Source organism: Streptomyces sp. Y2F8-2, from assembly GCF_014905555.1.
Lineage (GTDB): Bacteria > Actinomycetota > Actinomycetes > Streptomycetales > Streptomycetaceae > Streptomyces > Streptomyces cynarae.
The window spans coordinates 1-14,438 of record NZ_BNGS01000017.1; the positions used below are offsets into that span (position 1 = coordinate 1).

Consider the following 14,438-nt stretch of genomic DNA (forward strand, 5'->3'; position numbering starts at 1 on the left):
GCCCGGGCCACCGCCCAGGTCGCCGAGACCGCACGGCAGGGCGTCGGCATCCTCGGCCCCGGCACCCCGGCCGGCGCCCGCCTCGAGAACACCGCCCGCTTCCTCGACTACGTCTCCGAGAGCCTCGTCCGCGCAGCGGACCAGGCCCGCGAGATCCTCCACACGAAAGCCGAAACGACCGCAGGTGATACCGCCGAGCCGAGTTCGGATCGCGGATAGACAGCCGTCCTGACGGCCGCGGCCGGTGGTGCCCGCGCCGGATCCGTCACCCCGAGCCGACACCGTCAGGGGGTCGCCGGTTCGCGGCGGGGGCCGGTTCCGGCCGTATCGGTGCGGGACGGACGGCCGGCTTGCATATCGCCATGCAGGGTTCTCGGTGCTTGAATAGTCGGGCGGTGATCAGGGACCCTGGGAGGGGGAGCACGTCATGAGCGTGGCCGACAGCCCCGCCACACGGCTGCAGGCGCTCTTCGAGGGGCACCGGCTCACGCCGACCCAGCGGCGCATCGCGCACAGCATGGTGCGACGGGCCGCCGACGTGCCGTTCCTGTCGAGCGTGGAGCTGGCCGAACTCGCCGGGGTCAGCCAGCCGTCCGTGACCCGCTTCGCGGTCGCTCTCGGCTTCGACGGCTACCCGGCGCTGCGCCGGCACCTGCGCGAGGTCGCGCCCCCGGAACAGACGGCGGGGGTCGGGGCGTACAACGAGTACCAGCAGGCCGTCGAGGCCGAGATAGAGAACCTGAGGCATCTGGCGGAGGCGCTGGCCGCCCCGCAGCCGGTGCACGAGGCCGGCCGGATCCTCGCCGCCTCGCGCCCCCTGCCGGTGCTCGGCCTGCGCGCCGCGGCCTCCCAGGCGTACGGCTTCGCGTACTTCGCGGCCAAGGTTCACCCGGACGTCCGGCTGCTCGACGAGGGCGGCACGATGCTCCAGGACCGCATCGACGCGGCCGTACGGGCGGGCGCGAGCGCGCTGCTCTGCTTCGCGCTGCCCCGGCATCCGCGCGAGGTCGTCGACACGCTGGCGTATGCCAGGGAGGCGGGCCTGACGGTGGTGACGGTCGCCGACTCGGCGTTCGCGCCCGTGGCCAAGGTGTCCGACCTGTTGCTGCCGGCCGCCGTCGGTACGGGGCTCGCCTTCGACACGGCCTGTGCGCCGATGCTCCTCGGGCGGGTCCTCCTCGAAGCGATGTGCGACGACCTGCCCGACGCCCAGGCGCGCCTGGAGGAGTTCGACACGCGGGCCGCGGCCCGGGGGCTGTTCGTCGAGTAGCCCCGTCCGCACGCCTTGGCCCGGGTTTTTTTCAGACTCGTCTCAGGTTCCCCCGCTAGCCTCCCTGCGCTGAGGCGCTTCACAGGAGGAGACGGGAGGCCGGACGTGGCGCGCGGAGGACAGGGACTGGCTCGGGTGGCCGTCGTCGTGCGGGCGGGGGCAGCACCGCTGTGGTGGCTCGGGGTGTTCGCGGCCGGGATCGGGGTGCTCGTGCCGGGTCTGACCGGACGCCGGATCGGCGTCCTGGCCGGGGCGGCGCTGTTCATCGTCGCGACCGCCGTCGTCGCCTGGTCCCGCCGCAAGCGGTACGCCGCCCTCGCCGGCGCTGCCGCCCGCGCCGGGAAGTACGACGTCCTCCAGGACCGCGCGGTCACCGTCCGCACCTGGCGGCGAGGGCACCGCTGGTGGCTGCTGGCCGCCTTCGCCGCTGCGCTCGGCAGCTCCTTGGCGGTGCCCGCCGCCGGGGGCCTGCTGCTCGCCGGAACCGGCGCCGGGCTGCGCCTGAAGGCCGCCTGGCTCGGGCGGCGGGAGAAGGCCGACGACGTGCTGCTGTGGGTGCGCGTCGACTGGCTGGGCCGCCGGGGCGGCGGCCCGGCGGGCAAGCCGGTCAAGGGCTACCGCAGCACCGGCATCGCGGCAGGCGACGCGGCCCCGGGCGGGGCGCGCCGCCGTACCGCTGAGCTGGTCTAGCGCCCCTGTCGGGGCACTGGTGGGGGAGCGGCCGGGCGGAGGGTCAGACCTCCAGTTCCTCCTCGATCTTCTTCAGCTGGTGGCGGGCCATCGCCAGGTTGGCCCGCTTGGCGTCCAGGACGAGGTAGAGGAACAGGCCGTTGCCGCCGCGGCCGGTGAGCAGCCGGATCAGGTGGTACTGGTCGGTCAGCGTGATCAGGATGTCCTCGATCTGGGCCTTGAGGCCGAGGTGTTCCATGGTGCGCAGCTTGGCCCGTACGACGTCGGTGTTGCCGGCGGCCGCGACGGTGAGGTCGAAGCTCTTGCTGCCGCCCATCGTGCCCAGGGCCATGCCGCTGGTGTAGTCGACGAGCGCGGCTCCGGTCGCACCCTCGATGGAGGCGAGCGCCTCTTTCAGCGCGGTTTCGGTGTTGGCCATTTCGGGATGAGTCCTTTCAACTTTCGGTGGTGGTTCGCGCGTCCGCGGCCGGACGTGGGGTCGCGGGGGTGCGCGCGGTGCGGGTCCGCGTGGGTGCGGGCCTGGTGGGTGGGGGCTGGGTGGGGGTCCATGGGGCGGGGGGCTGTGGTGGCGGCTCGGCGCGGGCGGCCGCCTCGTCGACCAACTCGCCGATCCGGGCGCTCGCACGGCGGCCCTCCAGGTGCAGCCGGCCGACGTTGACGCGGTCCTGGGCGAGTACCGTCAGGACGGCGTTGCGGCCCGCGGCGTACGTGGCCACATAGCCGTGGACGCCGCGGACGAGCACCTCGCGGAAGTCACCCTGTCCCGTCGCCTGCGCCAGCCGTACGGCGACGCCCAGCGCGGCCGCGGTGAGCGCGGCGACGCCTTCCGGTTCGACGCCGGGCGCGTCCTGGGCGAGGACGAGTCCGTCGACGCTGGCGGCGAGGGAGCCGGTCAGCTGGGGGATGCGGGATCTGAGTCGGCGGAGTTCGTCCAGGACGTCCGCCTCGGCTGTCATCAGCTGTCTCCTCTCGGCGCGAGGTCGCTGCCGCGCGGGGCGGTCAAAGGGCCTCCAGCGCATCTCTCAGCCTTTTCAGCAAGGTGATGTGGGGGTCTTGGTAGGGCAGCAGCTCTTCGGTGGGCGCGGGTGGTACCTCGCCCGGCACCGGGGCCGGCGCAGGGGCTGCTGTCGGCGCGGCGATGCGAGGCGATACGAACCCCGCCGCTGCCAGGCGCCTTATGTCCACGAGCGTGTGGAACGCCGGGCGGGCCAGTGCTCGTGAGATGTCCGCCGCCGTTCGTGTTCCGTCGATGCGGGCCAGTACGGCTTCCTGGCGGGGCGTGACCGTCGGGACCTTCGGGCGGTCGGCGCGGACCAGGGGGGCCTCGTCGATCGCGGGGTCGGGCCAGATGGTGTGGAGCAGGTCCCGGCGGCGCAGCGTCTCCCGCTCCACGGCGGTCACCGGAACCGGGTGCACCGGTCCCAGCCAGTGGGCCTCGCCGTAGCGGAAGCGGGCGGGGGCGCTGCTCGGGCCGAGCACGAAGTACACCGCGTCGAACAGCGCCCCCAGATGACACAGCTCCAGCGCTCCCTGGACGATCCGGCCGGTGTCGACGAGGAACCGGCCCACCAGCCGCTGGGGCCCCGCCTGCGTGAGCGCCTCCCGCCAGCCCTCCTCGTCGAGCACGCCGTGCGCGATGAGCAGGCTGTCGAGGCCGGGGGTCGCGGGGCTCTCCGCGTACACCACCTGGCCCTCGGACAGGTGGAGCATGCCGCCCTCGCGCATCAGCACACCGGTGGCCCGCTCGGCGGCGAGCCGGCTGAGCATGGGGGACAGGCCGCCGCCCGGGATCCGCGTCCCCTGCCGTACGGGCAGCGGGGGCGGTGAGGGGACTCTCACCGTCGTCATCCCAGCACCAGCCGTCCGGCCATCTCGCCGAGCCGGATGCGGGCGAGGGCCAGGTTGCCGTCCTCGCGCGCCAGCCACAGGTGCAGGAAGACGCTGCTGTCGAAGGTCGTCGGGACGAAGCGGAGCAGGTGGTAGCTGTCCCGGTTGGCGATGATCAGGTCCTCGACCGGGCAGGCGTCCTCGGACCAGTCGGCGTCCCCCTCCGGGGCGAACGCGCGGTGTTCGGCCGCCAGCCGGGCCAGTTCCGCCGCCTCCGCCGCCGTCGTCTCGTGGTCACCGCCGGGTGCGTCGCCGACCGTGCCCAGCGCGAGCCCGCTCGTCCAGTCGACCACCGAGGCACCCCGGGCACCGGGCAGGCGCATGGCTTCCAGCAGACACTCGTCGATTCCGGGCACAGCGGTGCTCCCCTCCCGCCTCGGGTACGGCTGAGTCACACAGACGCTACGCAACGTGTGCGCGAGGGGTGAGGGATCTGGCATTTTCCAGTGGAACATGCGCGGGACCACTAAGATGGGTCAACTGGCCCTGTTTGCCGGGGTGTTGGGTGCGAGTGGGGCTGCTCTTCGCTGACGTGCGGGGATGCGGGCCGCGTGCATACCGGAGGGGTGCCGGGGAGGGTGCGCGGTTTCCTCAGAGTTCCGACAGTGCTCCCGCGCGCCCCCCGCCCGACTCCGCCACGATCTCCTCGACCGACTGCGACTCCCGTACGACGGCGAACCGGATCCCGCCGTCCCCGTCCGGCGCGTAGCCGTACACCCCCGGCCGGGCAAGGGAGTTGTAGGCGTAGTGGTGCGCGAAGTAGTACGCGCCGGTGTCCAGTACCGCCACGTGGTCGCCCTGCTCCAGGAGCGGCAGCGCCCGTGCCTCGGCCAGCAGGTCGCCCGCGAAGCAGGCCGGTCCCGCCACGTCCTGCACCACCGCGGGTCCCTGCTTGGGGCGCCCCTTCGCGTCGTAGGCGGCGATCCGCAGCGGCCAGGACGCCGGCGCGTACACCGTCCGCACCGCGACCTGCACCCCCGCGTGCGTGACCGCGACGGCCCGGCCGCCCGCGCTCTTGGTGTACTCCACGCGCGCCACCAGCGTCCCGTGCTTGGCCAGCAGCGACCGCCCGAACTCCGTGACCAGTCCGTACCGCCCGTCGAACAGCCCCGGCACCGACTCCGCCAGCAGCCGCGCGTACTGCGCGTACGTCGGCGTCGTGACATCGGAGCCGAAGTCGACGTGCAGCCCGCCGCCGATGTCGATCGTGTCGATCTGGCGGCGCCCGACGTGCCGGTTGATCTCCTCGGCGAGCGCGTACGTCTCCGCGATGCCCCGCGCCATCAGCGACAGCGGCACCCCCTGAGAGCCGGAGTGCGCGTGCAGCCGCGTCAGCCAGGGCCGCTCCGCATAGGCGCGCACCAGCCACTCGCGCGCCCCCTCGTCCCGCAACGCCACCCCGAACTTCGAGGTGGCCGTCGCCGTCGACAGCGCCTGGATCGAACCGGCCCCGGTCTGCGGATTCACCCGGATCCCCAGCGGGGAGTCCGTCCTCACCGTGCGGACCAGCTCGTCGAGCCGCGACAGCTCCTGCGGGCTGTCCGCGTTCACGGCGACGCCCAGCTCCAGCGCCTGGCGCAGCTCGGCCGCCGTCTTGGCGGGCGAGTCCAGCACGATGCACTCCGGGGCCACCCCGGCCGCCCGGGCCAGCGCCAGCTCTCCCGGGCTCGCCACCTCGGCGCCGATGCCCGCCTCCCGCAGCAGCCGCAGCACCGGCACCAGCGGGGTCGCCTTGACCGCGAAGGCGTGCAGCACCGGCGTCCCCGGCGCCACCACCGCGTCGAAGGCCGCCCGCAGCGCCGCCGCCGAGTCCCGGATGCCCGCGACGTCCAGCAGGCCGGCGAGTGGAGCGTCCGGCCCCAGCAGCCCCTGTTCGACGGCGGCCCGCACGGCCTCGTCCCGCCGCGCCACCCGCTCGGCGGTGCGGTCGTCGCCGCGTTCCCCTGCCCCGATGTTCACCACGTTCACCGCGTCCCCCGTCCCCGTGTCACCGTCTGCGGTCATGCATCCAGCCAAACATCCCGGCCCGCGCCCTGCTGGCGCAAGGACGTATTGACTAGCTCTATTCAGACGGTCAGGATGTGAATAACCACTGCAACAGTCCCGCGCGCCCCCGCCGCGTGACGCCGTCCACCAGGAGGCAGACCATGTCAGGACCCCGGCCCGTCCGAGCGCCCCGCGGCACGGAACGCAGCGCCCTGGGATGGCAGCAGGAGGCCGCCCTGCGGATGCTGCAGAACAACCTCGACCCCGAGGTCGCCGAGCACCCCGACAAGCTCGTCGTCTACGGCGGCACCGGCAAGGCCGCGCGCGACTGGCGCTCCTTCGACGCCATGGTCCGCACGCTGAAGACCCTCAAGCAGGACGAGACGATGCTCGTCCAGTCCGGCCGCCCCGTCGGCGTCATGCAGACCCACGAGTGGGCGCCGCGCGTCCTCATCGCCAACTCCAACCTCGTCGGCGACTGGGCCAACTGGGAGGAGTTCCGCCGCCTGGAGGCCCTCGGCCTGACGATGTACGGGCAGATGACCGCCGGCTCCTGGATCTACATCGGCACCCAGGGCATCCTGCAGGGCACCTACGAGACGTTCTCCGCCGTCGCCGCCAAGAAGTTCGGCGGTTCGCTGGCCGGAACGATCACCCTGACCGCCGGCCTCGGCGGCATGGGCGGCGCCCAGCCGCTCGCCGTCACCATGAACGACGGCGTCGCGATCTGCATCGACTGCGACCCGCGTGCCATCGAGCGCCGCATCGAGCACCGGTACCTGGACGTCAAGGCCGACTCCCTGGAGCACGCACTCCAGCTGGCCGTCGAGGCGCGCGACGCCCGCCGTCCGCTGTCCATCGGCGTGCTCGGCAACGCCGCCGAGCTGGTCCCGCAGCTGCTCGCCATGGGTGCCCCCATCGACGTCGTCACCGACCAGACCTCGGCCCACGACCCGCTGTCGTACCTGCCGGTCGGCGTCGCCTTCGAGGACATGGCCGCCTACGCCGCCAAGGACCCGGCCGGCTTCACCACCCGCGCGCGCGAGTCGATGGCCCGGCACGTCGAGGCCATGGTCGGCTTCATGGACGCCGGTGCGGAGGTCTTCGACTACGGCAACTCGATCCGCGGCGAGGCGCAGCTCGCGGGCTACGAGCGGGCGTTCGCCTTCCCCGGGTTCGTCCCCGCCTACATCCGGCCGCTGTTCTGCGAGGGGAAGGGCCCGTTCCGCTGGGCGGCGCTGTCGGGCGACCCGGCGGACATCGCGAAGACCGACAAGGCGATCCTCGAGCTCTTCCCCGAGAACGAGTCCCTCGCGCGCTGGATCAAGATGGCCGGTGAGCGGGTCCACTTCCAGGGGCTTCCGGCACGTATCTGCTGGCTCGGGTACGGGGAGCGGGACAGGGCCGGAGAGCGGTTCAACGACATGGTGGCGAGCGGGGAGCTGAGCGCGCCGATCGTCATCGGCCGCGACCACCTCGACTGCGGGTCCGTCGCCTCGCCGTACCGCGAGACGGAGGCGATGCTCGACGGGTCGGACGCGATCGCGGACTGGCCGCTGCTGAACGCCATGGTCAACGTGGCGTCCGGCGCGTCGTGGGTGTCCATCCACCACGGTGGTGGCGTGGGGATGGGCCGGTCCATCCACGCCGGTCAGGTGACGGTGGCCGACGGCACCAGGCTCGGCGGCGAGAAGATCCGCCGGGTGCTCACCAACGACCCCGGGATGGGTGTCATCCGGCATGTCGACGCCGGGTACGACATCGCGGAGTCCGTCGCCGAGGAGCGGGGTGTTCGGGTTCCGATGCGCGAGGGTGACGACGCGTGAGCTTCCACAGCATGTGGGCGGAGTTGCTGCCGGTCGGCCGCGACTCCGCCTCCGGTGGCTACCGCCGCTTCGCCTGGACCGGTGCCGATGCCGAGTGCCGGGCCTGGTTCCAGGAGCAGGCGGAAGCCCGGGGACTGGTCCACGAAGTCGACCGGAACGGGAACCAGTGGGCCTGGCTGGGGGACCCCGCCCAGGGGGACGCCGTGGTCACCGGGTCCCACCTCGACTCCGTGCCCGACGGCGGGGCCTTCGACGGGCCTCTCGGGGTCGTGTCCGCCTTCGCCGCGCTCGACGAGCTTCGGAGCAGGAACGTCCGGTTCGCCAAGCCCCTCGGCATCGTCAACTTCGGCGACGAGGAAGGCGCCCGGTTCGGGCTGGCCTGCGTCGGGTCGCGGCTCGCCGCCGGGCAGCTCACCCGCGAGCAGGCCCACCGGCTCACCGACGGAGACGGGGTCACCTTGCCGCGGGCCATGGAGGCCGCCGGGTACGACCCCGACGCCATCGGGGCCGATCCCGAGCGGCTCGCCCGTATCGGCGCGTTCGTCGAACTGCACGTCGAGCAGGGGCGGGCGCTCGACATCGGCGGGGACGCCGTCGGGGTCGCCAGTGCCATCTGGCCGCACGGCCGGTGGCGGTTCGACTTCCGGGGCGAGGCCAACCACGCGGGGACCACCCGGCTCGCCGACCGGCGCGACCCCATGCTGCCGTACGCCGAGACCGTGCTCGCCGCCCGTCGCGAGGCCGAACTCGCCGGTGCCGTCGCCACCTTCGGGAAGATCGCCGTCGAGCCCAACGGGGTCAACGCGATCCCGTCCCTCGTCCGTGGCTGGCTCGACTCCCGTGCCGCCGACCAGGCGAGCCTGGACACCGTGCTCGGCGGCATCCAGAAGGCGGCCCGGGAGTGCGCCGAGGCACACGGTGTCGATCTGGACGTGGTGCGCGAGTCGTTCACGCCGGTCGTCGAGTTCGACCACGCCCTGCGGGACGAACTGGCCCGCATCCTCGGCCGGGACACCGGCCTGACCGTGCCCGTCCTCGGGACCGGGGCGGGACACGATGCCGGGATCCTCTCGGGGAGCATCCCTACCGCCATGCTGTTCGTGCGCAACCCCACGGGCGTGTCGCACTCCCCGGCCGAGTACGCCGCCGAGGACGACTGCCTGGCCGGGGTGGCCGCACTCGCCGACGTACTGGAAGGGCTGGTGTGCAGGTGACACGGACGTACTGGCTGGAGCACGCCTGGCTCGACCCGGCCGTCGAGCCGGGGGTCGCCCTGGAGGTGGCCGACGGGCGCATCACCGCGGTCCGCACCGGCGTCGACGCCCCACCGCCCGGCGCCGAGGTCCTGCGCGGGCTGACCCTCCCCGGGCTCGCCAACGCCCACAGCCACGCCTTCCACCGCGCCCTGCGCGGCACCGTCCAGATCGGCTCGGGGACCTTCTGGACCTGGCGGGAGGTCATGTACTCGTTCGCGGACAGACTGACCCCCGACACGTACCACGCGCTCGCCCGCGCCGTGTACGCGGAGATGGCGCTGGCCGGGGTCACCGCCGTCGGAGAGTTCCACTACGTGCACCACGCCCCCGGCGGCACCCCCTACGCCGACCCCAACGCCATGGGGGAGGCGCTGATCGTGGCCGCCGCCGAGGCCGGCATCCGTATCACCCTCCTGGACACCGCCTACCTGTCCGCCGGCTTCGGACAGCCGCCCAACACCCACCAGCTCCGCTTCTCCGACGGCACGGCCGAGGCCTGGGCCGAACGCTGTTCAGTTCTCAAGGAACGCGATCACGCACGGATCGGTGCGGCGATCCACTCCGTACGGGCGGTGCCCGCCGAACAGTTGGCGACGGTGGCGCGCTGGGCGCAGGAGCGGCGGGCCCCGCTGCATGTGCACCTGTCCGAGCAGACGGCCGAGAACGACGCCTGCCAGGAGGCACACGGCCGCACCCCGACCCGGCTCCTCGCCGACCACGGCGTCCTCGGGCCGCGCACCACCGGGGTGCACAACACGCACCTCACGGACGAGGACATCCGGCTGATCGGCTCCACCGGCACCGGCACCTGCATGTGCCCCACCACCGAGCGGGACCTCGCCGACGGCATCGGTCCGGCCCCGGCCCTGCAGGCGGCCGGCTCGCCGCTGTGCCTCGGCTCCGACAGCCACGCCGTCATCGACCTGTTCGAGGAGGCACGCGCGATGGAGCTGAACGAGCGGCTGCGCACCCGCACCCGCGGCCACTGGACGGCGGCAGCCCTGCTGCGGGCCGCCTCCGCCGACGGGCACGCCGCGCTCGGCTGGGACGGCGCGGGTGCCCTGGAGCCGGGCGCGCTCGCCGACTTCACGACGATCGCGCTCGACTCGGTCAGGACCGCGGGGCCCCTGCCACGGCTGGGCGCCGAGACGGCCGTATTCGCCGCGACGGCAGCGGATGTGCGCCATACGGTCGTGGGCGGCCGGCAGGTCGTCCGCGACGGAGCCCACCTGCTCGTACCGGACGTGCCGCGCGCGCTGGCGGACGCCGTCGAAGCCCTGCGCGCCTGACGACCCGAAGCCACACGTCCGCGACGCCGCCCGCCGACGGCCCGGCCACCCACGAGGAACCCATGAGCAGCACCGTCATCACCAACATCGCCAGCCTGGTCACCAACGACCCCTCCCTCGGTGACAGGTCCCCCCTTGGACTGATCCGGGACGCGGCCCTCGTCATCGACGGCGACCGCGTCTCGTGGACCGGTGAGTCGAGCAAAGCACCCGCCACTGACAATCGGGTCGACGCCGGCGGCCGCGCTGTGATCCCGGGCTTCGTGGACTCCCACTCGCACCTGGTCTTCGCGGGCGACCGCACCGAGGAGTTCAACGCCCGCATGTCGGGCCGCGGTTACTCGGCGGGCGGCATCCGCACCACAGTGGCGGCGACCCGGACCGCGACGGACGCGGAACTGGAGACCAACCTCGTCCGCCACCTCACCGAGGCCCTCCGCCAGGGCACCACCACTTTGGAGACCAAGTCCGGTTACGGCCTCACGGTCCACGACGAGGAACGCGCCCTGCGGATCGCCTCCGCGCACACCGACGAGGTCACCTACCTCGGCGCCCACATCGTCTCCCCCGACTACGCCGACGACCCGGCCGCCTACGTGGCCCTGGTCACCGGCGAGATGCTCGACGCCTGCGCGCCGCACGCCCGCTGGATCGACGTCTTCTGCGAGAAGGGCGCCTTCGACGGCGACCAGGCCCGCGCGATCCTCACCGCCGGCCGGGAGAAGGGCCTGCACCCGCGGGTCCACGCCAACCAGCTGTCGTACGGCCCCGGCGTGCAGCTCGCCGTCGAACTCGGCGCGGCCAGCGCCGACCACTGCACGCACCTGACGGACGCCGACGTCGACGCCCTCGCGAACAGCGACACGGTCGCCACCCTGCTGCCGGGCGCCGAGTTCTCCACCCGCGCCGAGTGGCCCGACGCCCGCCGCCTCCTCGACGCGGGCGTCACGGTCGCCCTGTCCACCGACTGCAACCCCGGCTCGTCCTACACGTCCTCCGTGCCGTTCTGCATCGCGCTCGCCGTGCGGGACATGCGGATGACCCCGGACGAGGCGCTCTGGTCGGCCACGGCGGGCGGCGCCCGCGCCCTGCGCCGCACGGACGTCGGCCGCCTCTCCCCGGGCGCCTACGCGGACCTGGCGTTCCTCGACGCCCCGAGCCACGTCCACCTGGCCTACCGCCCGGGCGTGCCCCTGGTCGACGAGGTGTGGCGGCGGGGCCGGAGGGTCGCCTAGGGCCTCTCGTTTGGATCATGCCGGGCTCCCGGGGCCTGGCACCGTGCCTCGCCGCGTTGTCGTCGGTTGCCATGGCTCCGCCATGGCGCCCTCCTCCGCCTTGCGATGCACGGCACCAGGCCCCGCTCCCTGATCCGGCCTGATCCAAACGAAAGACCCTAACCCTCAGACGCCCTGTCAGGCAGCGCCCGCCTTCCAGCGCTGTTCGTCGCCGCCCTGGTCCCACATCAGGAACACCGTGTCGCCGCCGTACGGCGTCACCGCGTGGTCCGGAGCGATCGCCGGGCGGATCACTCCGCGGGAGTCGACCGTGAAGCGCAGGTTCTGCCCGTTGCGGCCGTCGACCGAGGAGCACTCCCAGATGCCGACGCCCCGGTAGGTGGAGCCGCGGCTGTCCAGGCAGAAGGCGGGGTCGGCCTCCGACTGCAGGACGCCGCGCGAGGTGTCGACGCGCCAGCGCTGCGTCGGGGACGAGGTGCACGGGGCGGTGATGACGTCGGTGCCCAGGTCCATCACCCCGTCGCGGATGTCCAGGCACAGACCCGAGGCGACGTTCACGACTTGGGCGTACGTGCCGTTCGGCGGGTGCGGAGCGGGAGGCTTCGGCTTCGGGGACGCCGGGTGCGTCGTCGCCGTGCGCGAGGGCCTCGGCGTCGGGCTCGGTGACGTCGTCGGAGTGGGGGAAGGGGACGGGGAGGGCGAGGACGACGGCGTCACCGAGACGGTCGTCGTCACCGTCACGGCGGGCAGCGGCGTCGGCCTGCGGATCTCGCTCGCGGCCCGCGCCGGCTGCGAACCGCCCGAGGTCATCAGGTAGACCAGCAGCGGAGCCAGTGCCACGCCCACGGCCGTCGCCGCCAGCGCGAACCGCCGCGAGGGCCACCAGTCGGCGAGCCGGGCCCCGGCGGCCGCACACTGCTCCTCCCCGTCGCCCCTCACGTACGCGGCGCCGCCCCACGGCAGCAGCCCCTCGGCCAGTGCCGTACGCGGGGCGTCGCGCAGGTGCGACAGCTCCTCGTACGCGGTGGCGCAGTGCACGCAGTACGCCATGTGGGCGTGCAGATCGGCGCTGTAGCGCGGCTTGTCGGGACGCACCGACTCCTCGATGAGCCGCCGGAAGTCCTGGCAGCGGGGGTTGCCCGAGCCGGCGAGCCGGGTCTTCAGGACCGACTCGCGCAGCGCCTTGAACGCCGGTTCGATGTCGTACGCCACGTCCTGCGGGGACAGGCCGAGCAGGACCGCCGTGCGCTCCGGCGGCTCCTGGTCGACCACTGCGTACCAGACCAGCCCCTGCACCCGGACCGGCAGCGCCTGGAACGCCGCCAGCATCGCCGGAGTCACGCCCTCGGGTCCGACCGCGCTCAGATGCGCCAGCAGCCCCGGATCGAGCCGGGCGGCACGCTCGTCCGTCGCCCATGACTGGGTCACCTGGCCCGCGAGCAGCAGGAGTTGGTGACGCCAGGGGCCGCGCGGGTCGGCGCCGCGGGCGGTGTCGCGGGCCGCGAGCGCGAACGCCTGCGCGGTCAGTTGCCGGGCCGTCGGCTCGTCGACCGTGCACAGCCGTGCGTAGCCGAGGACGGCGGCGCGATGGCGCATGCGTAGTTCGCGCAGAGCTGGATACGCGGTCGGGGTGTCCGTTCTCAGCAGTTCGGTGAGGCGGGCGTCGGGCACCGTACCGTGCATACCGACGCCGGCCTCGACGTCATCGTCGTCGTCCCGCTCCGCCCGGGTCATCCCGCTGCCTCCTCGCAGCCCGCGTGTGTCGGCCGGCACGCCTGGGACCCAGACATACCGGCCGGTAGCGAGTGACCATAGTGAGGGAAGTCACTCTGCGGGAAAAGGGGTTCCCGCGGGTAACCGGGGAACGCGTTATGAGCGGGTGATGAACGGCAGCGAAACGACGTGTGAGACACCTGTCGAACGCAAGTCGCCCGGTGCCCGGCCGAGTTCGGGGATTCGGCCGGACACCGGGCGGCTGGTACCACTCGGCAGGTGCCACGTGGCGCGCGTCACTCACCGCGTACCGCGGCGGGCTTCACTCGTCGCCCACCGCGGCAGGGCTCACTCCTCGACGGTGAGGCCCTTCCGCAGGCGTCCCAGGGTGCGGGACAGCAGTCGTGACACGTGCATCTGCGAGATGCCCAGCTCCTCGCCTATCTCCGACTGCGTCATGTTGGCCACGAAGCGCAGCGAGAGGATCTTCCGGTCACGCTGCGGAAGTTCGGCGATCAGCGGCTTCAGGGACTCGACGTACTCGATGCCCTCGAGCCCGTGGTCCTCGTAGCCGATGCGGTCCGCGAGCGCACCCTCGGAGTCGTCCTCCTCGGGCTGGGCGTCGAGGGAGCTGGCCGTATACGCGTTCGACGCGGCCATGCCTTCGACGACCTCCTCGTTGGAGATGCCGAGGCGCTCTGCCAGCTCGGCCACGGTGGGTGCGCGGTCGAGCTTCTGGGCCAGTTCGTCGCCGGCCTTGGCCAGGTCGAGGCGGAGTTCCTGGAGCCGGCGCGGGACACGGACCGACCAGGAGGTGTCGCGGAAGAAGCGCTTGATCTCACCGACGATCGTCGGCATCGCGAAAGTGGGGAACTCGACGCCTCGGCTGAGTTCGAACCGGTCGATGGCCTTTATCAGGCCGATCGTGCCCACCTGGACGATGTCCTCCATCGGCTCGCTGCGCGAGCGGAAGCGGGAGGCGGCGAACTTCACCAGGGCCAGGTTCAGTTCGACGAGCGTGTTGCGCACGTACGAATATTCGTGCGTGCCTTCTTCGAGTGACTCGAGCCTCTCGAAGAGAGTCTTGGACAGGGCCCGGGCGTCGACCGGTCCCACTTCGTCGTACGGGGGAATCTCCGGTAGATCGGCGAGGCCGTCGGGCCCGGTGGGGCCTTCGTGGTCGGCCAGGCCGTAGCCGTGGTCCGGTCGTTCCAGGGGGGTTGTCGACGTCGCCCTCTGGGTCTGCGATGCGTCGAGCCGGGGTGACATGATGTCCTCCATCGTTG

At 72.8% G+C, this 14,438-nt stretch carries 13 protein-coding genes and 1 pseudogene; 7 read left to right on the top strand and 7 right to left on the bottom strand.

What is annotated here, in order from left to right:
- From SY2F82_RS37385 to SY2F82_RS37395, 3 genes and pseudogenes are all read left to right on the top strand, one after another.
- Positions 1-219 (top strand): annotated as a pseudogene (locus SY2F82_RS37385) (MarR family transcriptional regulator); the annotation flags it as partial.
- A 208-nt stretch (positions 220-427) separates the two neighbouring features.
- A complete protein-coding gene (locus SY2F82_RS37390; protein ID WP_200423552.1) occupies positions 428-1,270 on the top strand; it encodes a MurR/RpiR family transcriptional regulator in 843 nt (280 codons plus the stop codon).
- 105 nt (positions 1,271-1,375) lie between these two features.
- On the top strand, positions 1,376-1,960 hold the full coding sequence (locus SY2F82_RS37395) for a hypothetical protein (protein WP_200423553.1): 585 nt from the start codon (positions 1,376-1,378) through the stop codon (positions 1,958-1,960).
- Between the two features lie 43 nt (positions 1,961-2,003).
- Here the strand turns inward: SY2F82_RS37395 and SY2F82_RS37400 are convergent, their stop codons facing one another.
- From SY2F82_RS37400 to SY2F82_RS37420, 5 genes are all read right to left on the bottom strand, one after another.
- Positions 2,004-2,378: a hypothetical protein gene (locus tag SY2F82_RS37400; RefSeq protein WP_200423554.1), complete on the bottom strand. Its 375-nt coding sequence runs from the start codon at positions 2,376-2,378 to the stop codon at positions 2,004-2,006.
- Between the two features lie 16 nt (positions 2,379-2,394).
- Positions 2,395-2,916: a roadblock/LC7 domain-containing protein gene (locus SY2F82_RS37405; protein ID WP_200423555.1), complete on the bottom strand. Its 522-nt coding sequence runs from the start codon at positions 2,914-2,916 to the stop codon at positions 2,395-2,397.
- 43 nt (positions 2,917-2,959) lie between these two features.
- Positions 2,960-3,808 carry a transcriptional regulator gene (locus tag SY2F82_RS37410; RefSeq protein WP_200423556.1) on the bottom strand — a complete coding sequence of 283 codons (849 nt, stop codon included), beginning with the start codon at positions 3,806-3,808 and terminating at the stop codon, positions 2,960-2,962.
- Complete coding sequence (locus tag SY2F82_RS37415) at positions 3,805-4,203, bottom strand: hypothetical protein (protein WP_200423557.1); 399 nt, start codon at positions 4,201-4,203, stop codon at positions 3,805-3,807. Before SY2F82_RS37415 ends, SY2F82_RS37410 begins: the two co-directional genes overlap by 4 nt.
- Positions 4,204-4,438: 235 nt before the next feature.
- On the bottom strand, positions 4,439-5,851 hold the full coding sequence (locus SY2F82_RS37420) for a diaminopimelate decarboxylase (protein ID WP_200423558.1): 1,413 nt from the start codon (positions 5,849-5,851) through the stop codon (positions 4,439-4,441).
- 143 nt (positions 5,852-5,994) lie between these two features.
- On the opposite strand from SY2F82_RS37420, the gene hutU reads away from it, so the two are divergent.
- The 4 genes from hutU to hutI all read left to right on the top strand — a co-directional run bounded on the left by hutU (position 5,995) and on the right by hutI (position 11,439).
- Positions 5,995-7,659: a urocanate hydratase gene (gene hutU, locus SY2F82_RS37425; protein ID WP_200423559.1), complete on the top strand. Its 1,665-nt coding sequence runs from the start codon at positions 5,995-5,997 to the stop codon at positions 7,657-7,659.
- Complete coding sequence (locus tag SY2F82_RS37430; RefSeq protein WP_200423560.1) at positions 7,656-8,873, top strand: allantoate amidohydrolase; 1,218 nt, start codon at positions 7,656-7,658, stop codon at positions 8,871-8,873. The genes hutU and SY2F82_RS37430 overlap by 4 nt, the downstream gene beginning before the upstream one ends.
- Complete coding sequence (locus SY2F82_RS37435) at positions 8,864-10,204, top strand: formimidoylglutamate deiminase (protein ID WP_200423561.1); 1,341 nt, start codon at positions 8,864-8,866, stop codon at positions 10,202-10,204. The genes SY2F82_RS37430 and SY2F82_RS37435 overlap by 10 nt, the downstream gene beginning before the upstream one ends.
- Before the next feature lie 62 nt (positions 10,205-10,266).
- Positions 10,267-11,439, top strand: a complete 1,173-nt coding sequence (hutI, locus tag SY2F82_RS37440) for an imidazolonepropionase (protein ID WP_200423562.1) — start codon at positions 10,267-10,269, stop codon at positions 11,437-11,439.
- Between the two features lie 177 nt (positions 11,440-11,616).
- Here hutI and SY2F82_RS37445 read toward each other — a convergent pair whose 3' ends face one another.
- Both SY2F82_RS37445 and SY2F82_RS37450 read right to left on the bottom strand, forming a co-directional pair.
- On the bottom strand, positions 11,617-13,173 hold the full coding sequence (locus tag SY2F82_RS37445; RefSeq protein WP_200423563.1) for an RICIN domain-containing protein: 1,557 nt from the start codon (positions 13,171-13,173) through the stop codon (positions 11,617-11,619).
- A gap of 327 nt (positions 13,174-13,500) precedes the next feature.
- Positions 13,501-14,433 (bottom strand): RNA polymerase sigma factor SigF, encoded by a 933-nt coding sequence (locus tag SY2F82_RS37450; RefSeq protein ID WP_200423564.1) that lies wholly within the window; start codon positions 14,431-14,433, stop codon positions 13,501-13,503.
- Positions 14,434-14,438: the final 5 nt, after the last annotated feature.